This window comes from Plectonema radiosum NIES-515 (assembly GCF_025753815.1).
GTDB lineage: Bacteria > Cyanobacteriota > Cyanobacteriia > Cyanobacteriales > Nostocaceae > Hassallia > Hassallia radiosum_A.
Window position 1 is genome coordinate 1 of sequence record NZ_JAOWRF010000173.1, and the last position, 22,093, is coordinate 22,093.

Annotated in this window: 18 protein-coding genes and 1 pseudogene; 12 read left to right on the forward strand and 7 right to left on the reverse strand. The window is 41.7% G+C overall.

Annotated features, from left to right (window positions below):
• Both OGM63_RS11560 and OGM63_RS11565 read left to right on the forward strand, forming a co-directional pair.
• The coding region (locus OGM63_RS11560; RefSeq protein WP_263745692.1) for an RnfABCDGE type electron transport complex subunit D at positions 1-631 on the forward strand (631 nt) is incomplete at its 5' end.
• A 174-nt stretch (positions 632-805) separates the two neighbouring features.
• Positions 806-2,179, forward strand: coding sequence for a DUF2330 domain-containing protein (locus OGM63_RS11565; protein ID WP_263745693.1), 1,374 nt, complete (start codon positions 806-808; stop codon positions 2,177-2,179).
• A 126-nt stretch (positions 2,180-2,305) separates the two neighbouring features.
• On the opposite strand, the gene OGM63_RS11570 is transcribed toward OGM63_RS11565, so the two are convergent.
• The gene (locus tag OGM63_RS11570; protein ID WP_263745694.1) at positions 2,306-2,482 is read right to left on the reverse strand and encodes a hypothetical protein; all 177 of its coding nucleotides are present in this window, start codon (positions 2,480-2,482) and stop codon (positions 2,306-2,308) included.
• Positions 2,483-2,559: 77 nt separating this feature from the next.
• Between OGM63_RS11570 and OGM63_RS11575 the strand changes: the two genes are divergently transcribed.
• Positions 2,560-3,588 carry a histone deacetylase family protein gene (locus OGM63_RS11575; RefSeq protein WP_263745695.1) on the forward strand — a complete coding sequence of 343 codons (1,029 nt, stop codon included), beginning with the start codon at positions 2,560-2,562 and terminating at the stop codon, positions 3,586-3,588.
• A 332-nt stretch (positions 3,589-3,920) separates the two neighbouring features.
• Here the strand turns inward: OGM63_RS11575 and hpsU are convergent, their stop codons facing one another.
• From hpsU to OGM63_RS11595, 4 genes are all read right to left on the reverse strand, one after another.
• Positions 3,921-4,502: a hormogonium polysaccharide biosynthesis acetyltransferase HpsU gene (hpsU, locus tag OGM63_RS11580; RefSeq protein ID WP_263745696.1), complete on the reverse strand. Its 582-nt coding sequence runs from the start codon at positions 4,500-4,502 to the stop codon at positions 3,921-3,923.
• A 203-nt stretch (positions 4,503-4,705) separates the two neighbouring features.
• Complete coding sequence (locus OGM63_RS11585; protein ID WP_263745697.1) at positions 4,706-5,647, reverse strand: glycosyltransferase family 2 protein; 942 nt, start codon at positions 5,645-5,647, stop codon at positions 4,706-4,708.
• Positions 5,648-5,662: 15 nt separating this feature from the next.
• A complete protein-coding gene (locus OGM63_RS11590; RefSeq protein ID WP_263745718.1) occupies positions 5,663-6,595 on the reverse strand; it encodes a glycosyltransferase family 2 protein in 933 nt (310 codons plus the stop codon).
• A 206-nt stretch (positions 6,596-6,801) separates the two neighbouring features.
• Entirely contained in the window at positions 6,802-7,587 is a 786-nt protein-coding gene (locus OGM63_RS11595; RefSeq protein WP_263745698.1) for a hypothetical protein, read from the reverse strand.
• 179 nt (positions 7,588-7,766) lie between these two features.
• Between OGM63_RS11595 and cobU the strand changes: the two genes are divergently transcribed.
• The 3 genes from cobU (at position 7,767) to OGM63_RS11610 (ending at position 15,077) form a co-directional block, all read left to right on the forward strand.
• Positions 7,767-8,351, forward strand: coding sequence for a bifunctional adenosylcobinamide kinase/adenosylcobinamide-phosphate guanylyltransferase (gene cobU, locus OGM63_RS11600; protein WP_263745699.1), 585 nt, complete (start codon positions 7,767-7,769; stop codon positions 8,349-8,351).
• A gap of 490 nt (positions 8,352-8,841) precedes the next feature.
• Positions 8,842-10,140, forward strand: coding sequence for a P-loop NTPase fold protein (locus tag OGM63_RS11605; protein WP_263745700.1), 1,299 nt, complete (start codon positions 8,842-8,844; stop codon positions 10,138-10,140).
• Positions 10,137-15,077: a WD40 domain-containing protein gene (locus tag OGM63_RS11610; protein WP_263745702.1), complete on the forward strand. Its 4,941-nt coding sequence runs from the start codon at positions 10,137-10,139 to the stop codon at positions 15,075-15,077. Before OGM63_RS11605 ends, OGM63_RS11610 begins: the two co-directional genes overlap by 4 nt.
• Positions 15,078-15,165: 88 nt before the next feature.
• On the opposite strand, the pseudogene OGM63_RS11615 reads toward OGM63_RS11610, so the two are convergent.
• Positions 15,166-15,639, reverse strand: a pseudogene (locus tag OGM63_RS11615) (RNA-guided endonuclease InsQ/TnpB family protein); the annotation flags it as partial.
• A gap of 78 nt (positions 15,640-15,717) precedes the next feature.
• Between OGM63_RS11615 and OGM63_RS11620 the strand changes: the two are divergent.
• The 3 genes from OGM63_RS11620 to OGM63_RS11630 all read left to right on the forward strand — a co-directional run bounded on the left by OGM63_RS11620 (position 15,718) and on the right by OGM63_RS11630 (position 18,219).
• The gene (locus tag OGM63_RS11620) at positions 15,718-16,146 is read left to right on the forward strand and encodes a hypothetical protein (protein WP_263745703.1); all 429 of its coding nucleotides are present in this window, start codon (positions 15,718-15,720) and stop codon (positions 16,144-16,146) included.
• Positions 16,147-16,232: 86 nt separating this feature from the next.
• Complete coding sequence (locus OGM63_RS11625; protein WP_263745704.1) at positions 16,233-16,802, forward strand: Uma2 family endonuclease; 570 nt, start codon at positions 16,233-16,235, stop codon at positions 16,800-16,802.
• A 190-nt stretch (positions 16,803-16,992) separates the two neighbouring features.
• A complete protein-coding gene (locus OGM63_RS11630; protein WP_263745705.1) occupies positions 16,993-18,219 on the forward strand; it encodes an L-lactate MFS transporter in 1,227 nt (408 codons plus the stop codon).
• A 143-nt stretch (positions 18,220-18,362) separates the two neighbouring features.
• Here OGM63_RS11630 and OGM63_RS11635 read toward each other — a convergent pair whose 3' ends face one another.
• Positions 18,363-19,997 carry a helix-turn-helix domain-containing protein gene (locus OGM63_RS11635; RefSeq protein ID WP_263745706.1) on the reverse strand — a complete coding sequence of 545 codons (1,635 nt, stop codon included), beginning with the start codon at positions 19,995-19,997 and terminating at the stop codon, positions 18,363-18,365.
• Between the two features lie 49 nt (positions 19,998-20,046).
• Here OGM63_RS11635 and OGM63_RS11640 point away from each other — a divergent pair, with 49 nt between their 5' ends.
• The 3 genes from OGM63_RS11640 (at position 20,047) to OGM63_RS11650 (ending at position 21,795) form a co-directional block, all read left to right on the forward strand.
• Positions 20,047-20,190, forward strand: a complete 144-nt coding sequence (locus OGM63_RS11640) for a hypothetical protein (RefSeq protein ID WP_263745708.1) — start codon at positions 20,047-20,049, stop codon at positions 20,188-20,190.
• A gap of 1,072 nt (positions 20,191-21,262) precedes the next feature.
• The gene (gene fdxB / locus OGM63_RS11645) at positions 21,263-21,556 is read left to right on the forward strand and encodes a ferredoxin III, nif-specific (RefSeq protein WP_263745709.1); all 294 of its coding nucleotides are present in this window, start codon (positions 21,263-21,265) and stop codon (positions 21,554-21,556) included.
• A gap of 5 nt (positions 21,557-21,561) precedes the next feature.
• On the forward strand, positions 21,562-21,795 hold the full coding sequence (locus OGM63_RS11650) for a hypothetical protein (RefSeq protein WP_263745710.1): 234 nt from the start codon (positions 21,562-21,564) through the stop codon (positions 21,793-21,795).
• The last annotated feature ends 298 nt before the right edge of the window (positions 21,796-22,093 follow it).

Here is a 22,093-nt window from a genome sequence, read left to right on the forward strand (position 1 = left end):
CCCTCCTCTTGCTATCCGCAGTGCGTTGATTACCGCATTAGGACTCAGCTTGCTTTTACGAGCCGATGATTGGACGACGATGGCTTTAGCCGGATTTGTGGCGATCGCTAGTAAATTTGTCTTCAAAGTCGGGGATAAACATTTCTTCAATCCCGCCAACGCTGGTATCATTTGTGCCTTATTACTAACCCCTGATGCTTGGGTTTCACCGGGACAATGGGGTGATGATTGGTGGTATGGGCTGTTATTTGCCGGCACAGGTGGGATGATTCTCAAGCGAGTCGGACGTTGGGATACAACAGCCGCTTTTTTGCTTACATACGCTTTTATGGAAGCAATTCGCAATATCATGTTGGGCTGGACTTGGGATGTTTACTGGCATCGATTGATGAGTGGATCATTGCTGCTATTTGCCCTGTTTATGGTAACAGACCCCCGGTCAATTCCCAATGCTCAAATTGGGCGTCTAATTTGGGCAATGTGCATCGCCATATTAACTTTTATTCTGCGGAATTATTTCTTTGTTTCCACAGCAGTTTTTTGGGCACTTTTTACCCTTGCTCCTTTGACTATCCTGCTAGATATCTTGTGGAAAGCACCGCGATTTTCTTGGGGAATGGTTAGGAGTTAGGAGTTAGGAGTTTGGAGTTTGGAGTTAGGAGTTAGGGGTTAGGGGTTAGGAGTTAGGAGTTAGGGGTTAGGAGTTAGGAGTTAGGAGTATTTTCTAAATAACTATCAACTCTCAACGCTCCAACCATCAACCATCAACTATCAACCATCAACTATCAACCAACAAGTAATAAAAATGAAGCCTTTTAAATTGTTAATTTCTTTACTACTAACAGTTGTCGCTGTGTTTTGTTTTACGCCGGCGGCTTGGGCATTTTGTGGATTTTATGTTGCTAAAGCTGATGCAAAGCTGTATAATCGAGCTTCTCAGGTGGCGATCGCACGATCAGGCGATCGCACTGTTCTGACAATGGCAAATGACTTTCAGGGCGAAGTAAAAGATTTTGCAATTGTTGTACCTGTACCGACAGTGTTGCAAAAAGAGCAAGTGCGCGTTGCCGAACCGAAAATTATTGAGCGTTTAGATGCTTTTAGCGCCCCACGATTAGTAGAATACTTCGATTCAGACCCCTGTGCGCCACTTTACGAAGAAAGAGGGGGGCTTCCACTACCATCAGCAGCACCAAGAAGTCGGGTAGGAAATGCTAGGGGTGCTGACAATTTAGGTGTGACTGTCGAAGCGCGTTTTAACGTTGGTGAATACGACATTGTAATCCTCAGTGCCAAAGAATCTGGGGGATTGGAAACTTGGCTGAACCGCAACGGTTATAAAATACCCAGAGGAACAAAACAGCTACTTCAGCCTTACATTCGTTCCTCCATGAAATTCTTTGTTGCTAAAGTCAACTTAGATAAATTCAAGAAATCTGGCTATCAGTTTCTGCGTCCTTTGCAAATTTCTTACTCTTCACCAAAATTCATGTTGCCAATTCGTTTGGGCATGATTAATGCCACAACCGAACAAGATTTGATTGTCTACATTCTCTCACCCAAAGGACAGGCAGAAATTACGAATTACCGCACAGTGAAAGTTCCTTCCGGTGACAATATTCCCTTATTTGTCAAAGATGAATTTAGCGACTTTTATAAATCCATGTTCCAAACTTCTTACATCAAAGAAGATAGAAAAGTGGCATTTTTAGAATATGCTTGGGATATGAGTAATTGCGATCCTTGTTCTGCCGAACCCCTCAGCCAACAGGAACTCAAGCAAGCGGGTGTGTTTTGGTTAGATAATGATTTTGGGATAAACGCACCCGCACCCCGTCGCTTTCGTCCACCAAGCCCTTCTAGTAGCGTCTTTATTTCTCGTCTGCATGTCCGCTACACTCGCGACAAATTCCCCGAAGACTTGATGTTTCACGAAACCTCTAACCGCGAATCTTTCCAAGGACGTTACGTTTTGCAACATCCATTTACAGGTCAAGTTACATGTTCTGCGGGAAGAGAATATAAGCGGTCTTTGGGTAAGCGTTTTGAAAAAGAAGCGCAAACCCTTGCTAAATTAACTAATTGGAATATTCAAGACATTCGCCAAAAAATGAAGCTTGTGGGTCAGGTGAGTAGTTCTTGGTGGCAAAATCTCTTCTCTTGGTTGGGATTGGGGTAATATCATATCCGCGCTTATTACATATGATGTAGAGACGTAAGCTAGCTACGTCCGTGCGATGATAAAAACCGACAAATGTTGATTAAATATCTTGATTTATCAGCGTTTATCCGCGTACATCAGCGGTTAATTATTCTTATATGAACCGGATTGGAATATTATCGGGCGATCGCTGCTGTTTTTGGTTGCAGTCAGGCGATCGCCGCTAGTTAGAGGCTCATATCTTGCACAAGCGCGATGCAGATGATGGGATGGTGGGTAATAAACTTGGCATAAAAATGTAGCAAAAATTAATATAGACACCGAAGAAGACTTTTTTCTACTAGTATTCGCCTCTTGTAGACTAAAATCTATTCCATATGTTTGAATAGCTTAAAAAAGTGAAAGCCATACTAAGCCCTTACTTTGACGCTCCTGGACCTGCAAAATTCCTCCGAAGAGGGCGCTTCGTTGAACACCCAGATGTCGCACAAAGAGGTAATCAGATTCGTGTGGGGCTAGAGATGGCAGGATGTGAAATAGTGTTTGCATCATCGCAACCAGAGCTTCGCAAATTAATTATTGCGGTGCATGACACTGCCTATGTTGAGTATCTTGAAAGCGCTTGGTCAAACTGGTCAAAAATGCCGGATGCCAGTACCGAAATATTTCCAAACATTTCCCCAAACCGCCATATAGCCCAGTTTAACGAAAACCCAGTTGCTCTGGCGGGTTGGTACATTGCTGATTGTGCAGCACCAATTGGAGAATATACTTGGCGAAATGCACTCTTAAGTGTATCTGCGGTCATTCAAGGAGCGTCTTGTCTACGGGCGGGAGAGTTTGCTATCTATGCTTTGTGTAGACCAAGTGGGCATCATGCTTGTCAGGATAGGGCAATGGGTATGTGCTTCTTAAATAACGCCGCGATCGCTGCCCAAGAACTTCACCAGCAGTTTGCCAAGGTTGCAATTCTCGATATTGACATGCATCACGGTAACGGTACACAGCAGATTTTTTATCAGCATAGTGACTTTTTGACAATCTCAATTCACGGTAATCCTGCAAACTTTTATCCCTTCTATACGGGCTTTGAAAACGAATGTGGTTCAGACGAAGGCGAAGAATGTAACTTGAATATTCCACTGCCTCCTGGAACCAATGAAGCCTCTTATATACAAGCCCTAGAGAAAGCTATAGACGTGATATCGTCGTTTAAGGCAGAAGCCTTGGTTGTGGCAACTGGCTTCGACACGTTTAAATCTGACCCGCTTGGTTGTTTTTCTCTTGAGTCTACGTCCTACAATGAAATCGGAAGAAAGATTAAGTCACTTTCACTGCCGACTTTATTTGTGCAAGAGGGTGGGTACTTCGTTGAAGCTCTAAGTGAAAATGTCAGGCAACTCGTCGCAGGTTTTGAGAGTGTTTAAATTTAACGCTCTGTAAGAGTAAACGGCATTGAGCCGAATCAAAATGGCAAGAGTAATAAAAGCTCTTTACGGACGATCGCCCGTGATGGATGTAAAGAAACATTGCCCTAGAGTCCTAAATTTATCTGATATCAACCGAATTGGGAGAAGGAATGTCAATCGGGATGGTTTTGACAATTTTTCCTTCTGGTGAGACGATGCCATATTGAACGTAAGGCTTGGTTAGGGGGCTAATCGTTTGTGTTTTACAAAAAAAGAGCGATCGCACATTGGTCGATAGTGCGATCGCTCTTTTTTATTTATGATTATATGATCTCACCGAAGGACTATCGCTACTTTCTATCCCGCGCATACTTGGGACGACAGGGATTTCCCCAACAAACTTGCCCAGCGGGTATGTCACTTAAAACACTGCTACGAGCGCCGATTACGGCGTTAGCGCCAATTGTCACTCCTGGGGCAACAAAACAATCTGTTGTTACCCATGCTCCATTACCAATGGTGATAATTGCAGTTTTCAGTCCAAAGGCTGGATCTTTGATGTCATGAGTACCAGTACATAGATAACTTTTCTGGGAAATTACGCAGTGTGAGCCGATGTGGATTTCATCAAGACTGTATAAAACGACATCATCCCCAATCCAGCTATAATCGCCAATGGTGATTTTCCAGGGGTACGTGAAGCGGGCGGTAGGGCGAATTAATACACCTTTGCCGACTTTTGCCCCAAACAGGCGGAGTATAGCGCAACGGAGATTACTGAGAGGCTGAGGAGTCAGTGGAAAGGCGATCGCTTGTACAAACCACCAAAATAAAATATACCAACCCGGACGACCCCGATCAAACCAAGATTGGTCATACTTGCGTAAATCTACAAAAGGTTCTGCATCAACTACCGACACTTGTTTACTCACATTCAACTCAGACATCAAATTTTAGATTTTAGATTTTGAATTGGGCATTGGTAATTACAGCATATTTGAGGTAAATGAGGTATGTGCATAAAACCCAAAACCCTGTAGAGACGTTCCGCCGGAACGTCTCTACGTGTATTCAATAAAAACGCAATCTGCTGTAATTCCCCTTGTCCCCCTTGTCTCCTCGTCCCCTTGTCTCCTTAAGTTGCCGTTTGTTGAATCTCCGGCTTGAGGGATGGTGACGCCACTTTAGCAGTGCTGGTAGTATTTAGTTGTCCACCACAACTACGTAATTCGTAAAGTTTCACGCCAATTTGGTATTCATATTGACTCAGCAAGCGGGCGTAAGTATATCCAGCTTTGCCATCCAAAAAGCCGCGCTGAATAATGTAGAACAAAATAAACCGCAAAAATGGTTTAAATGGCAGACGCACCCAGACTTTTTTCAAAAAGCGCTTGCGTTGCACTGCATCACCAAATAAATTTGCGCTAATAGTGCCGCTGTCATCTTTACCTGTGAGAATATTCAAATAAACACGCGCTTCCCAGTTGGAATAGCGATTATGTCTTTCTAACCAGTGGAACAAATCGCGGAAGTCTTCATGAAGCATATCGTTTTTCAGATAGCCGACTTTCCCCGATAAAATAACGTGTTCGTGAACTTCATTATCGCCAGTGTTGGGAATATCCTCGGTGTTGAGATTTTCGTAGCGACCTTTAGCGTGCTTAAATAAACGCAGGTTCCAATCAGGATATTTACCACCGTGACGAATCCATTTACCTAAGAAAAATACGCGCCGGTTGAGGTAATAACCATCGTGTTCATCATTTTGAATTGCTTGAGCAATTTCTGACCAGAGTTCGGGGGTGATGCGCTCATCACAATCGACAATTAGCACCCATTCATTACGGAAAGCTAGATTTTCTAAAGACCAGTTTTTCTTTTTGGGCCAGCGTCCATTAAAGTGGAACTGCACGAGGTTTGCACCGTAACTTTTAATAATTTCCTCACTTTTATCGGTACTTTGAGAGTCTACAACAAACACTTCATCGGCAACAGCGACGCTAGCGAGGCAAGCCGGTAAGTTTACTTGTTCGTTTTTTGCAGGAATTAATACGGAAATTGGTATTTTTGATGACATATTAAGAAGTTATTTTTATTTATTATTAGATGACGATAAAAGACCCTGAATAGCGGCATTTAAGTAACCAATCTGACCGTAAGCATAGACAAGTTTGTCAAAGCGTTCTGCTGGGTCACTTAAATGTTGCAATGATTTATACAATCCGCGTAAAAATCTTTCGCTGCCGCGCTGCAACTGACCGATACCGGCTTGACCGGCAAGTTGTTCTCGATAGCACTCGCTGATACCTTGCCACCAGCCTCGGTTTAAAAACCAGGAGCGGTTGAGGCGTTCTGGAGCGACATTGTGAGCAACTAGAGCATCGGGAAGATAAGCAACTTGCCAACCGCGTTGGAGGGCAAATTCTGTCATTTGTAGTTCTTCATTAGATAATAAGTTTTTGCCGACTCGACCGAGATGAGGGTCAAAACCGCCTATTTCGTTGAGGAAGCTGCGACGTATCGAGTAATTTAAGCCTCTGGGAGTTAAACCGGGCTGCTCGATGTAGACGATGGTGTCACCTAAGTCGTATGCTCCCAAATTGCTAGCTAGTCCGGGAGATAGCCATTGTGGTTGTTGGATTCCTGGGGACCATAATAAAGTGACTTTGCCACCAGCGATCGCGATATAAGAGTTATTTTCATAGGCAGAACACAATATTTGCAACCAGCGATCGCACGCTACCGCATCGTCATCCAAATAAGCGATAATTTCCCCCCTAGATTCTTTTGCACCAGTGTTGCGAGCGACAGATAAACCAAGCACCGGTTCAAAGACGTACTTCAAGCGCGGATCGGATAACCTTTGTTTTACAACTTCGCATGTGCGATCGCTTGAGTTATTATCGACCACCACCACCTCAAAGCCAGCGGCAAACTCTTGCATTAAAAGGCTATCTATGGCAGCACCTAAATAGGTGTCTCGATTGTGAGTACAGATAATGGCGGAGATTTGCGGATCTGGCATAAAGAAGTTGATTTTGGATTTGTCAAGAGTTGTAGAGACGCTCTTTGTATCGCGTCTGTACGAGTCACGCATTCAAGAGTGATTTAGGGACTGTCCCCAAGGAGTCCCCGTGTCTCGAAGGAGTCCCCTTGTCTCCTTATCGCTAAATCTATACCAAAAATTCCTGACTCACCAACCGAGTTTTTTCGGAAATAATCGTTAAAAGTTCATGCTTGTTGAATATGACTGTGTAAAACTACCAGAGTTTCCGCTAGTTGACTAAGCCTAGTTTCTAGATATTGCTTGCGTCCTAGTAGTTGGCGTAACTTTTGGTAACGAGCGATCGCCATACTCACAATCGGTACTTGATCGGGTGGACAGGGACGCGACCACAGTTGACCGGAGGAATCTAAACCACAAAGTCGATAGCCTGTACGCGCTGATTGATACGATACGTTTTCTTGAGCCGCGCAAATTTCTTCTACATAATCCATCAGGCGATCGACTTCCCCATGACGCAGGGTTGCGGTTCCCCCCGGTTCGCTTTCTCGTGGCTGTGACTCCAACCAGCCATTGACAATCGGACCTTCTATGTAAATATCTTGAATTTGTTTGACAATTTTTTGCAATTCTTTTTGCCACATAGAAACGCTTTCTTGAATTTCTTGCAACAAATTAATTGCTAATGCGGGATTAGCTGCGTTGCGATGGCTTGTAAAGCTGGGAGTTTTGAACTTGGGTAGTGCCGGCGATCTGCCATCGCTGTCTTGTGTGGGAAAGGTTTGCACAGAGTTATTGTGATTATATTGACGGACATATTCTGTACCAAACTCAGGTGTGTCTGCTTCGGTAACATCTTCTTTTGATAAAACAGCATCTGCTGTAGCTTCGCTATTTCCAACGCTAATCCGAAAAGAGAAAGACTGCTTTGTAGAACTAGCTTCAGCGGAGGCAGTGCCGTTAGTTCCCAAATCGTGTAGAGTTGCCTCAATGCGTTTTAAGCCTGCTTTCATAAAAAATTACCTGACTTATCCTGTCCCCAGTGGTGTTCTAATGATTGAGAAGTGTCTCAATGGGATTTTTCTTTTTTTGCCACGAGTCGCATTAAATAATGCTGGTGCTAATTTTATCTCTTAAAAGTTATTTAGTACCAAAAATCCCACTTTGGCAGTGAAAAAATTCTGGTAATAAATTGCCACCCTATTTAATTAAAGATACTAAGGAAAAAGCTTTGGGTAAAGTCATCCTCGTAACCGGACCTGCACGATCTGGTAAAAGTGAATGGGCAGAAACTCTGGCAATGCAGTCAGGTAAAGCAGTTGTTTACATTGCCACTGCTACGCAAAACTCAGCGGACGCAGAGTGGAATCAACGCATTGCACAACACCAAAAACGTCGTATTGAAGACTGGGTAACACTGGAAGTACCGATAGAATTGTCTGCTACTCTTGCGGATGCTCAACCAAATATCTGTCTGTTGGTAGATTCTTTGGGAACTTGGGTAGCTAATCTACTCTCCCAGGAGGATGCAATTTGGGAAAACACGGTTACAGAGTTGTTAGAAACAGTGGATTTGGTTGCGGCTGATATGATATTTGTGGCGGAAGAAACAGGTTGGGGTGTTGTGCCGGCTTATCCGGTTGGGAGAAATTTTCGCGATCGCCTCGGTTCTTTAATCCGCCAATTAGGTACAGTTTGCGAAGCTGTTTATTTAGTCACAGGTGGTCATGTTCTTAATCTGTGCGTTCTTGGTATCCCGTTACCACCAAAGTCTTAATAAATAACTCTAAGTTTTGATCTAAGTAAGTCGGCGAAAAAAATTCCACCTATGTAAATATAGCGGTTCTCGCTTGGGTGCAGTACACTTTTGACCTCTCTCCAAACCTCTCTCCTACAAGGAGAGAGGCTTTGAGTCTTACTCCCCTTCCCTCGTAGGGAAGGGGTTGGGGGTTAGGTCTGTATTGGACAGAAGGTGCAAAGTGCTATAAATTAGGACTAGCCCAGCACGGCGCAAATAAACCACCGATTCCAAATAGCCAAAAAGTCTGCCCTATAAGCTTTTTGACTTTTGACTTTTGCCTTGCGGTACTAGCCCTTTCAAGGTGATAAACGTAGATGCGTTCTTTAAGTGCTATAACTACGGTTTTCAAGGTAGACGAGGTTTAATTAGTCAATAGGTCAAGAAATTTTTTCCGAAATAGCTGCTTTATCGTCTGTATAATCACTGAAATGGGCAAGAGTGTCAGCCTAATTTCGGGTGATTTGTGATGAAACTAGATTTAGTCAGGTTTTTTCAGGCTTGCAACCCTAGCAAAACTCTGGTTGTCAGCAAACCGGAAGATAGACAATATTATATTGATTTCTCCAAAGTGCGTGGTGCCAAGATTATTGAAGAACTTGGGCGAACTATCACCCGTCTTGCACCGGAAGAACCTACCTGTCAATTATTTACGGGACATATCGGTTGTGGCAAATCCACTGAGTTACTGCGGCTAAAAGCAGAGTTAGAACAGCAGGGATTTCATGTGGTTTATTTCGAGTCCAGCCAAAGCCTGGATATGGCAGATATTGATGTTACAGATATTTTACTGGCAGTTGCTCGTGAAGTGAGTCAAAGTCTGGAAGCAATAAAAATTCATCTCAAGCCCGCATCCTTTCAAACTCTGTTTACTGAACTTGCTAAATTGCTGCAAACGCCGATAGAACTTGGGGGAGAGTTATCTGTAGGTATTGCCAAAATTACTGCCAAAACTAAAGATAGTCCCAAACTTCGCCAGACGTTGCGACAACATTTAGAACCGCGCACCAATGGCATTTTAGAATCAATTAACAAAGAATTGCTCAAGCCTGCTAAAGAAAAACTCAAGCAGCAAGGCAAAAAAGGACTGGTGGTAATTGTCGATAATCTCGACCAAGTTCACAATGTTGTTAAGCCTTCTGGTTCTTCCCAAGCAGAATATCTCTTTGTAGAGCGCGGTGAACAATTAAGCCAGCTAAATTGTCATGTTGTTTATACTATTCCGTTAGTGTTGATTTTTTCTAACACTTTAGGAAGGTTAACATATCGCTTTGCTACAGACCCCAAGGTTTTACCAATGGTTCCTGTAAAATTTCAAGATGGTTCGCAATTTTTACAAGGAATCATGCTGCTGCAACAGATGGTCATGGTCAGGGCTTTTCCTGGTGTCAGTTGGGAACAAAGTCAGCATTTGATTAGTAAGGTTTTTGATAGTCCTGAGACTTTAGAGCGACTTTGTTTAGTTAGCGGCGGTCACTTACGTAACTTGCTGATGCTGTTGTTTCGTTGTATTCAGCAAGAAGACCCACCCCTGTCACAAGAGTGCGTAAATAGGGTAATTAAACAACGTTGCAATGAGCTAAGTTTAGCAATTACTGCTGATGAATGGGAAGTACTGCGTGAAGTGGCGCAGCAGAAAAGCTTGAGAGGTCATGAAAGATACGAACTTTTGCTCCGCAGTATGTTTGTATTTGAATACCGCGATGAAGATGGTTCTTGGTTTGATATTAATCCGATTTTGGCAGAAGCTAAGGAATTTGGATTATGAGTAATCACGACGAGCCAGAAAATTTAGCTGTTGAAAATGAACGTTCATTGCAAACTCTGGTACGAGCAATTACCCTTTCTCAGGGAGAATTTTCGTTGATTTTGCTGCGCTGTAATTATGCAGCTTTCCGTCAGGATATAGTACAACGCCTACATCAACTATCTCCTGTTAAAATCTGTGAAATCACTTTACCTGTGTCAGTCAAAACTCTTTACACTTCTATAGGTGAAAAACTGGGAGATCAACAGCCACCAGCATTAATGGTTTTTGGTTTGGAATCGGTTAAAGACATCAATACAGTTCTAACTTCAGCTAACCAAGTACGGGAGGAGTTTAGAAAAAATTTCCCATTTCCTGTGCTATTATTGGTTAATGACCACGTTTTGCAAAAGCTGATCAGATTAGCGACAGATTTCGAGAATTGGGCAACAATAATTCATTTTGCGATCGCAACTCCTAATTTAGTTCAATTTGTCAAGCAAACATCAGAGGAAGTTTTTACCCAAGTTCTAGATGCTGGTGCAGGAAAATTTATTGATAATTCCGCACTCAACCTTGCAATCGGTTCACCGCACCGTGTGGAACTTGAATTAGCACAAGCTGAACTCCAAAAACGGGATGTGAAGTTAGACGCAGAACTAGAAGCTAGTTTAGAATTTCTCCTGGGTCGAGATGCAATTTCGATGGAACGGTCACGACAGCATTATGAACGCAGTCTAGCACTTTCGCAGCAGAGTTCTCAACTAAAACAGCAAGGATGCGTACTGTATAGTTTAGGGTTATGGTGGCGTACCTACGCCGTGCAGCATTTAGCAGAACAGAAAACCGCTTGCTTAAGAGCTAAAGATTATTATCATCAATGTCTGGAAGTATTTGAGCGGGCAAATTGTCCCGACTTAGTAGCAAAATTTGTCAATGCTTTAGGGGAAGTACTGCAAAAACTTCAACTGTGGGATGAATTAGAAAAGGTTGCACAAAAAGCTTTAACTCTATATCAAACTTATCCTGATTGGTTTAGAGAGGCAAGAGCTTATGGATTTATCGCTGAAGTAGCAATTGATCATTCTGCTTGGAATAAAGCTAAACAAGCTGCTGAAAAAGCGCTTTTTATTGTAGCTAGTAACCAATCGTCCCAACCCAACGCTAATTTAGATTTGGTACGTTATTATCATCAAGGTTGGTATCTATTCGCACTAGCCAGAGCGCAAGAGCAGCTTCATAAGTGGCAAGATGCTTTAACTACCCTAGAAACTGCTAGAAGAGAAACTAAACCTCAATACGATCCAGAGCTTTACATTCAGATTTTGGAGAGGTTGCAAAACATTTATTATCAACAAAGTCAATATCTAGGGGCTTTTCAGATTAAACAAGAAAAAATTAAAATTGAACATCAATATGGTTTTCGTGCTTTCATTGGAGCAGCTTATTTAATTCCTCAGCGCGAGGTAATTAACCCCGCACTAGTGCAAGTACAAAACTTCATAAAAATTGCTCAAGAAATTGCTGTTTCTGGTCGCCAACAAGATGTCAATCGGCTGATGAAAAGAATGAGCCGTAATGACCATAAATTGACTGTATTTCATGGTCAGTCAGGAGCAGGTAAAAGTTCAATTTTGAATGGAGGATTAGTACCTGCGCTGCAACTGCAATCAATTGACGCTCGTGATGTATTACCCATTGTCATGCGAGTTTATACAGATTGGATGGGGATATTAGCAAAGTGTTTGGCAGACAATGGTACGTCTAGTCCTTCGATAGAATTCATCTGTGAAAATTTGCACAAAAATGCCGAGCGTAATCTGTTAACAGTTTTAATTTTTGATCAGTTTGAAGAATTTTTCTTTGTTTACACAGATCAAAGCAAAAGACAGCCGTTTTATAAGTTATTGCACCTTTGCCTAAATATTCCTTTTGTCAAGGTTATTCTCTGTTTGAGAGAAGATTATTTGTATTATTTATTGGAATGCGATCGCCTGTTTAATTTTACAGCAATTAATAACAATATTTTAGACAAGAATATTCGATATTATTTGGGAAATTTCTCTTCAGTAGATGCTAAAGCTGTTGTGCAAAGTCTGACCGAGCAAACCAACTTTTACTTAGAGCCTGCGTTGATTGATAAATTGGTAGAAGATTTAGCAGACGAACTTGACGAGGTACGCCCGATTGAGTTACAAATAGTCGGAGCGCAACTCCAAACAGATAAAATTACAACTTTAGAACAATATCTTCAATCAGGAACAAAAGAAAAACTGGTCGAGCGATTTTTAGAAGAAGTTATTAAAGACTGTGGTGATAAAAACGAACTCTGTGCCAGAGTAGTTTTATATTTACTAACAGACGAAAAAGGCACTCGTCCCCTCAAAACTGCCGACAATTTAGCGGAAGATTTAAAAACAGCAGATATTGTCTCAGAAAAAGAAAAACTAAATCTAGTCTTAGAAATTTTAGTTGGTTCAGGACTGGTGTTAAAAATTCCTGAAGACCCTGCTGAATTATATCAACTGGTTCATGACTATCTAGTATATTTTATCCGGCAGTCACAACAAGCAAGAGAATTAGAAGAAAGGAAAAAGGAGAAGCAAAAACGACAACAGGTTGAAGCAAAACTCAATCGTTTTTTGATCGCTGGAGTTGCTATTATGTCCATCTTGGCAGTCCTATCGGTAGGATTTTGGAGACGGGCTGAATTTCAGACAATAAAAGCTGAAAATCAAAGGCAAAAAGCTGAAGATAAAAAGCAAGAAGCTGAAAAAGCTCAAATAATAGCCATTAGTGAAACTTCACAAGCAGATTTTGCCGCACACAAAACATTTGATGCCCTTGAAGAAAGTGTCCATGCTGCAATATTACTGAAAAATTTTCAGAAAAATTTTCCTTCTGCACAAATCGAGAGTAAACTTCACACCCAAGTTGTAGCGGCACTACAACAGTCAGTTTCCTGGATAGTAGAGCGCGATCGCTTGGAAGGACACCAGGCTCTAATCTGGGGTGTGACTTTCTCACACAATGGTAAGTTGATTGCCTCAACTAGTTATGACCATACTATAAAACTATGGAATCTAGATGGTAGCGTGTACAAGACGCTCGAAGGACATAAAGATAAAGTCTTGGGTGTGAGTTTCTCTCCTGACGATCAAACAATTGTCTCAGGCGATTTCCAGGGTGTTGTCAAACTTTGGAACCAGGACGGTACACCACTAATAGAACTTAAAGAACACGGTAATAAAGCACACAGGAAAGGAGTTTATAGTATCAATTTCTCACCTGATGGTAAGACAATTGCCACAGGAAGTCGGGATGGCACAATCAAACTCTGGAAGCCAGACGGCACTTTATTAAAAACCCTAGAAGCCCATAAAGATGGAGTTAATAGTGTCGCTTTCTCACCAGACGGTAAGATGATTGCCACTGGTGGACGGGACAAAACTGTGAAACTCTGGACACATGATGGTAAGCCTCTTCCTATTATAAAAGGCTATCAGGACTTTGTTTGGGATGTAACTTGGTCAAGCGATAGCCAAACAATTGCGGCTGCGGCTGGTGGTACTTTTGCTACTGGTAACGACAACAAAATAAAACTCTGGAACCGAGACGGCACTTTGTTAAAAACAATTTTTAACGCACATAAAAATGGAATTAATAGTGTTGCTTTCTCGCCGGACGGTATGATTGCTACAGCTAGTGACGACAAAACTGTAAAGCTTTGGAATCGTGATGGTACCTTACTTACAACTTTATCAGGACATACCAATGGAGTTTATGCAGTCAGGTTCTCACCTGACTGTAAGACTCTAGTTTCTGCCAGTGCTGACGATACGATGAAACTTTGGCAAGTTGGTAATATGAGTTGCTCACGCAACGCCAAAACTCCTGCTTCTCCTAGGGGTGACAGCACGATGAAATTTCAGTTTGGTAATGGCGTAGTAAGCATCCTAAACGCTCATAGCGATCGGGTTAATAAGGTACATTTCTCACCTGATGACAAAATAATTGCCTCAGCCAGCAATGACAATAGGGTGAAACTCTGGAAGCGTGATGGCACTTTAGACAAAACTCTTGAGGGGCATAGCGATAATGTTAGTTTCTCACATGATGGTCAGACAATTGCTACCGCAAGTGGTGATAATGACGATCAGACAGTGAAACTCTGGAATCGTGACGGTAAATTATCCAGAACCCTTTTTCCGAAGAGCCATAATAAGATATTAGACTTGAATGTCTCACCCAACGGTAAGTTCATCGCTTTGGGCAATATGGACAGCAAAGTAATAATATTGCGGCTAGATAGCACAAAGAAGCGTCAGATTCTCGACAAGCATGAGGACTGGGTAAGGGCTGTAGCTTGGTCGCCAGACAGTCAGATGCTTGCTTCAGCTAGTGATGACAGCACGGTGAAACTTTGGAAGCAGGACAACAAAGGCGAGTTTCATATCTACAAGACTCTCGCAGGGGAAAACGGGCATAACAGTTGGGTTTTGAGCGTTAGTTTCTCACCTAATGGTCAGATGATTGCCACGAGTAGTAATGATAAGACGGTGATACTTTGGAAGCAAGACGACAAGGGCGAGTTTCGCTGGTACAAAAAGCTGACTGGGCACACCGATCAGGTTAATAGCGTGACTTTTTCACCTGACGGTCAGATGATTGCTACAGCTAGTGATGACAAGACTGTCAAACTCTGGACAAGCGATGGTAGGTTAATCACAACTCTGACTGGGCATAGCGATTACTTATTAAGCGCCACTTTCTCCGCTGATGGCAAGACTCTTGCCTTGGGCAGTGCTGATGGGGCTATAATTCTCTGGAATTTGGATGAGCTAAATCATGTCAATAATCTAGATAGCTTACTGGCGCGTGGCTGTGATTGGTTACATGATTATCTGAAGTATAACCCGAATGTGAGCGATCGCCACCTCTGCGACCATATCAACTAAAAGCCAAGCTTTTGCACTTTCTAGAATTATCCAGGTTGACACTCCCCGCGAGTCACCGCGACGGGGATTCTTCTCTCAGCGAGCCAACTTACCCAAGCAGGTTTGCACCAACTAGGATAGAGGTCGATTCTCCAGAAGCGTTGCCAGTGTCTAGCACTGAGGTTAAGGCTTGCCCAGCCTTACCCAATCCTGAGTTAAGGATATTAATACCAGCGTTGTGGTCGCGGTCTAATACACAGCCACATTGACAGACGTGGGTACGAGTAGACAAAGACTTTTTCACAATTACGCCACAGCCAGAGCATTCTTGAGACGTGTAGGCAGGACTAACGGGGATAGTTATACGTCCAAAAATCCTTCCAAAATACTCTAACCAAACTCGAAATTGATACCATCCAGCGTCATTAATTGACTTTGCCAGACAATGATTTTTAACCATGTTCTTAATCCGCAAATCTTCATAGACCACTACATCGTTAGATGTGATTACGCATCGTGCCAATTTCATAGCATGATCTTTACGCTGTCTACTTATTGCCCTCTTCTTGTAAGCCTTTGCAAGAAAGATGCGAGACATTGGCGACCAAACTGGCAATGGGTTTTTACTCGCATTGATGAGATAAAGATGTAATATTGTGGTATGGCAAGCAAACAGGAAGTAAAACAATACCTTGCTTACTGGTTTCAGTTAGGCAAAAAGGTGATGACAAATAATGGTTCGGCAAGTCTGTTGCCGCAACCAGTAATTCAAGGCGATCGCTATAGTGACGAATTTGAAACGACATGGCAGCAAATTATCTCACAAGATTCAGGTGAGTGTTACTTAGAAGGTACGCAAGAAACTATCGACGAACTGCTGACACCGAGTTGGGAAATGAGTAACTGTGGTCGTTGTACGATGCCAGTACCCGTGCGAAGCTTGGGAATGCCACCGGAGTTATGTCCGTGTAATGATTTACCCAATTGGCCCAATACAGAATTGCCAGCACCGCGATCGCCAGTAAATAATCAAGAACAATTAACGGCAATTCGCGATCGCTTAAATAATGTTTCCTCTACAAGCAAATAACTTGTTCTGCCCAGAAGGGTAAAAAATTGTAACCAAATTGCTCTACTCATTATTCATCATGCATTGGGCGGTAGAACCGGATAACAATGTTACAAGCACCAAATAAAATATTCACCCTAGAAGAATTTCTCGCACTATCAGAAACTAAGCCAAGCTTAGAGTACATCGACGGTCAAATAATTCAAAAACCCATGCCTCAAGGAAAACATAGCACTATTCAAGGAGAACTCTGCCCCACAATCAATTCTGTTGTAAAAGTACAAAAAATGGGTTGGGCTTTTCCAGAATTACGTTGCACTTTTGGAGGACGTTCTATAGTTCCCGATGTCGCTGTATTCTCTTGGGCAAGGCTTCCTGTAGACGAAAATGGTGATATTGCCAATACATTTGCCGCAGCACCTGACTGGATAATCGAAATTCTTTCTCCAGAACAAAGCCATACAAAAGTTACAAAAAAAATCTTACACGCTCTCAACCACGGAACTCAAATGGGTTGGTTAATTGACCCCGATGAGCGATTTATTGCTGCTTATCCTGCGGGACGACAACCTTTACCTTTTGAGGAAATTGATGATGTTTTGCCAGTGCCAGATTTTTGTCAGGGGTTACAGTTGACGGTAGGTGATATTTTTGGGTGGTTAAAGGTGATTTCGTAATCATTAAGTCTTGGGTGGAAGGAAAAAATGGTTTGTTGCTAACAGAGTGATGCCATCGCTTTCGAGAACGTACTTTGTGGTCAATAACACTGACCGAAACATTTATCAAACTATTGTAGAACCAAAAAGGTGAGATACTAATGGCAAAATAATTCAAGCAGGACAGATGCAAAAGATGCAACTTTTTGGGATGTCAGCAGAAAAGGGCAGATGGTTGCTTATTCCCCTCGGTGCAACCGTTTTACTTTGTCTTGGGACTGTTTATTCCTGGAGTATTTTTAGAAAACCTCTAGAGAAATTACTGAATATTAATGCAATAGAAAGTCTATTACCTTTTACGGTCTTGTTAGTGCTGTTTGCCATATTGATGCCAATTACTGGCTTTTACATCAACCGCTTCGGTACTCGTGTTGTCACCGCAGTTGGTGGGGTAATTATGGGACTTGGTTATATCCTGTCTGGTCTCGATGGCAATTTGCAAACGCTAACTTTTACCTACGGTGTCATAGCCGGCACAGGTGTGGGTATAGCTTATGGGGTACCGTTAGCAGTTGTAGCTAAATGGTTCCCTGATAAGAAAGGTATTGCTGTCGGGTTAGCTGTGATTGGTTTTGGTCTTTCACCATTAATTACAGCACCTTTGGCAAAATCTCTGATTGATACCTATGGAGTTCGGCAAACTTTTGTCATCTTGGGTATTGCCTTTACAGCTATTATTCTTTTGATTTCCACTGTGTTGAAGACACCCCCAGAGGAGTGGAAGCCGACTGGTTGGAATCCTGGGGTATCAGTGCAGGGCAATACATCTACCACCACTCCAGGAACAATGCTGCAAACTCCGGCATTTTATGGGTTGTGGCTATGCTACACCATCGGCACTTTCTCTGGACTGGCAGCTATCGGGATTTCTAGCCCTTTAGCCCAAGAAATCATTAAATTAGATGCGGCAACAGCAGCAAGTACAGTTTCACTATTTGCAGTGTTTAATGCTTTAGGACGTTTGTTTTTTGGTTGGTTTACTGACCGCTTCGGTCCTAAGTATGGGGCAATTGTATCTTTTACATTAGTATTAATTGCTTCCATCATGATGCTCAAAGCAGGTCCTGGTTCTGTGTCTACTTATTTAGTGGCGTTTTCGCTATTTTACTTTTCTTTTGGTGGATGGTTAGCGATCGCTCCCACTACCACCTTAATCTTGTTCTCCCAAGCAGAGTATGCCAAGAATTACGGCATCGTCTTCACCGCTTACGGTGCAGGTGCTTTAGCCGGAACTTTGCTAGCAGGCAGAATTAGAGATATATTCGGCAGTTACACTGTTTTCTTCTATCCCACTACAGCACTGGCAATTTTGGGTATTGTGTTAGCTGCGTTCATGCTGAAACGTAGGTTCTCTGGTTCTACTATTGCACAAGCTTAATTATGGCTGACGTCACTAGTAAATTTTAGTAGAACGCTTCAGCTTGGGGCTACACAGACAATGTCTCCAATGGAGAGTCATTGAGAAGCCCCCACTCACCGTCCATAGGAGTGTGGGCTAAGTATCCCATCTCTACACAGAGATTACGCCATATTCAACACTTTCCTTAACACCGCTTGGTCTTCTGACTTCGCTTTTAAGCGACCATTTTCGATATCTCGAATCCAGCTTTGGCTTTTACCTGTCAACTTTGCTAACTCTCTTTGGGAGAGATTCAGATTTTTTCGTCCTTGTAAAATCTGTTCCCCAAGCAAATCGCCGGTAGTTTTGATCTTTTTTCTGGTAGTAACACTTTGTCGCTGGTTTTTATCAGATTTCGGGATTGGTTGTTCCCATTCTGGTGGTAGTTCAAAGGACAAAATTCGAGCGTTCATCAGCAAATTCCATTTACCACGCGGACCTGCATCTGTCAAGCGAGTGTCAGCACCACCGTCAGTAGTCCAAAATTCTAATGCTTCTTCTGGATCTTCAGGAATATCAATTAACTTTGCCCACAAAGGTTGAATTAGTGGTGGATAAGTAATCGGGTCGAAAACTGGTTTGATTCCATAATGATGGAGAATTTCCAAATCGCTTTCAAAAGTTCGCAACAAGCGCTTGCGTTCTTCTCGATGTCTGGTTGCGTGCTTCACTTTTTCCTCACCGTAAGCAACTTTCAGCAAGGTGGGAACGGTGATCCGTTGGGAAATGCCCATTTTAGTTTTAAATAGCAGCCATAGCATTAATCGCGCTGTGCCTTCATGTTGTTGCCAAATGCTCATGATTGTGCTTAACAAAGATTTGGGTAGACTGCGATATTGATAAAATGCAGTTCGCTCTTTGCATCCTTGTTTATTTAAGAAATACCGCGTCCAAATGCCAGCTTTGACTTTAAAAGTTAACCCGACTAGATATTTACATCCCAGATTATCTTCTTGAAAATAGTGCTGAATGTCTACTATGTGCCACAAGCGACTACCTGTAACTGAAAAACCTTTGACTCGACCTTGTTGGGGCCAGTCAATGGTGGTTATAAGAGAGCAAGCTTGCAGTACAATATTTTTCATGAGAGTGAGTTTGGCGTTTTTACTCAAGTCTTTGCGTTTCTCTAAGCCTAAATATTTCTCGATTTGGCGATCGTCGATGGCAAACTCTTGCTCCCAAGGTTGCTCGCAAGCTGTAGCATAAGCGGCAAAAATTAGATGGATGCAAGCAGCTCTGATATCAAGTGCTTCAATTGCTTGTAACTCTGTTGCTTTTTCACAAAGTGACTCCGTTGCTGGAGTCTCTCGAAGGGAAGGAGTATCGCTGACTTTAAATGGATCGGTAATGTGAAATGCGATCGCTCCTCTACCTTGGTTAACTTTTCTGCCATAACACAAGAAACCTTGTTCATCAATTTGCCAAGGTAAAGATGTTCGCTGTGCCAACACGTTGCAAGCTTCCCAAATGACCATCGCTGATGCAAAGGGGTTACTCTTCCCGTTGGCAAACAAATCTAAACTTGTAGCATCTCTAGGTTCAACCTTGCATCTTCCCTTTTTTGCTTGCCAAGGAATCGGTGACTTTGTGGGACAGGCAATCACGCATTGCGGTTCAGGGTAATAACCTTCGCAATTGTTACAAAGACTAGGGTCAATCCAATATTCATCGTTCTCTATTTTGATTGCACCTGTAGGACATTGAGGACGGCAGTTATCACATCCAACGCAACTGTTGTTAGGAATTGTATAAGGCATACGGCAATTGCCACTCTACTCGCTCTCGATATCTTTTTCAAGTCTAAGAATGGATGTATTTACTTTTTTTAATACTCACCACCACACCACAATATTTCGGCTGCAAGAAAATAATATTCTTGCCAACTTAATCAATAAACATCGATATTCAGTACTTGGCATCGAACTGAATGCTATAAAAGCTTTTAACTAAAGCCTAATATTACTTATTTATTAAATATATATTTCACCAATCTTAAGATAACGTTGTTCACTTCGCAGCTTACAAATATTTGTTAATATCTTACATCATCGGATATATATAAACATTTACTTGTTGAACATAAAAAAAGCTCGTGATTGTTATTGACGAACATTTAGTTTTTTAGCGATAGGTTTTATCGGGGTTATTAATATTATTAATATTTTAATTGGATAATTATTTTGTTAGCTAATTTACAGTTATTAATGACAAATTAAATGTGTTGAATTCATGGAAATAGTCAAAAATATGATATTGAGCTTGTATTTAGTTATGTAGCAATACCGTTGGTGTTAAGCCCGATAGTCCGAGTGTAGAGACTTCGGACGATCGCGTCTCTACAGGTCTAAAATCAGTATCAAAAATCCTTAACTGAACTGTATTTAGTTATGTAGGCGATCGCTTAATGGGACTTAGACAAAAACACTCAGAAAAGACCCTCAAATCCATATACAGATAGACTTTGACATCGTTTTACTTTATTTATTGATATATCTGGGTTTGGGTCGTTTGTGAGCAGAAGAGTGTATTTCCCTTACAAAGAAGAAAGAAGTTAGGACCGAAGTTGGAAGAAGCAAAGAGTATCATTAATAACTTACTTTCTGAGTGTATAGCTTCAGTTTTCGTATATAAAAACACGATTTATTATTTTTAATCTGTAATGTATCTTTCTGAAAAACGATTATTATCGGTCATAAAAAGTTTACCAAAAATTGCCAAGCTAAACATCAGTTATTTATTTGTATTTGTCAGTAAATAAAGAATTTAATTTATCAGCAATCGACTTTTAGGAAAAACCTGAAATCGGCAGCAGTAGGCGATAAAAGCATAGAATCGGTCAAGGTTTAATTTAAATTATTGGCAAATATTTTCATTTAAAGCGCTCACGAAATTAAGTTAAAGTCATCAAAAATTGATAGAGAAAATAATCACTTGTGAACAATAAACTCAGCTAATTAAGATTAAGTTAGGATGAGAATAATAGTTCCGATAAATTAGTAAGCAAAATTGCTGAGGTAGATTCATGGCACAACTAACAGGCTTGACATTTGGTGGTAAAACTTGGACACCCAAATTTGCTCAAGATATCAATCAAGAAAAGTGCATTGGCTGTGGCAGATGCTTTAAAATTTGCGGGCATAATGTGCTATCTTTGGCAGCGTTAAACGAAGAAGGTGAACTTGTAGACGATGAAGATGGTGATGAAATCGAACGGAAAATAATGACAGTAGCTAATCCAGAAAACTGTGTTGGTTGTGAAGCTTGTGCAAGAATTTGTCCAAAGAATTGCTACACCCATGTTGCCTTAGTAAGTTAAGGTTTATGCGCTTTTTTCAAGCGCTATTGCCGGAAAATGCCCTTGCTAAACCTTATTTAATGCACACCAACGCGATCGCAGGCTTGGTACGTATAACACCACACCCTTCTAGGGTGTTGGTGCTAGAGGGAATGCTGGATATTTACCGGAACGAAAGCAAAAAGTTAGCAGTAGAACAACCCATAAATCGGAAAATGTTAGCCATTAACAAATTTAAACTTGCTGCTAATCTAGCCTAGATCAGTGGTGATAAAGGCAAAAGGATGAAAAAATAAATCTGTACGATTGAGCGAATTAATTCGCAAGTTTAACTTCATCCTTATTTTTTTTACTTCCTAGTTGATTTGTGAATGCTGGTTGTATCATGTCCACCGTTGAGACACATATTGTAGAGACGTTTCGGTGGAACGTCTCTACTGCGAGTAAAGACGTTCCACTGGAACGTCTCTACGATGATTGCGATATTTTTATTATTGTTAATTAAGCGGGCACGAGATGAACTATAAGCATAAATTTTCTTGTCGCTTTGCCGGACAA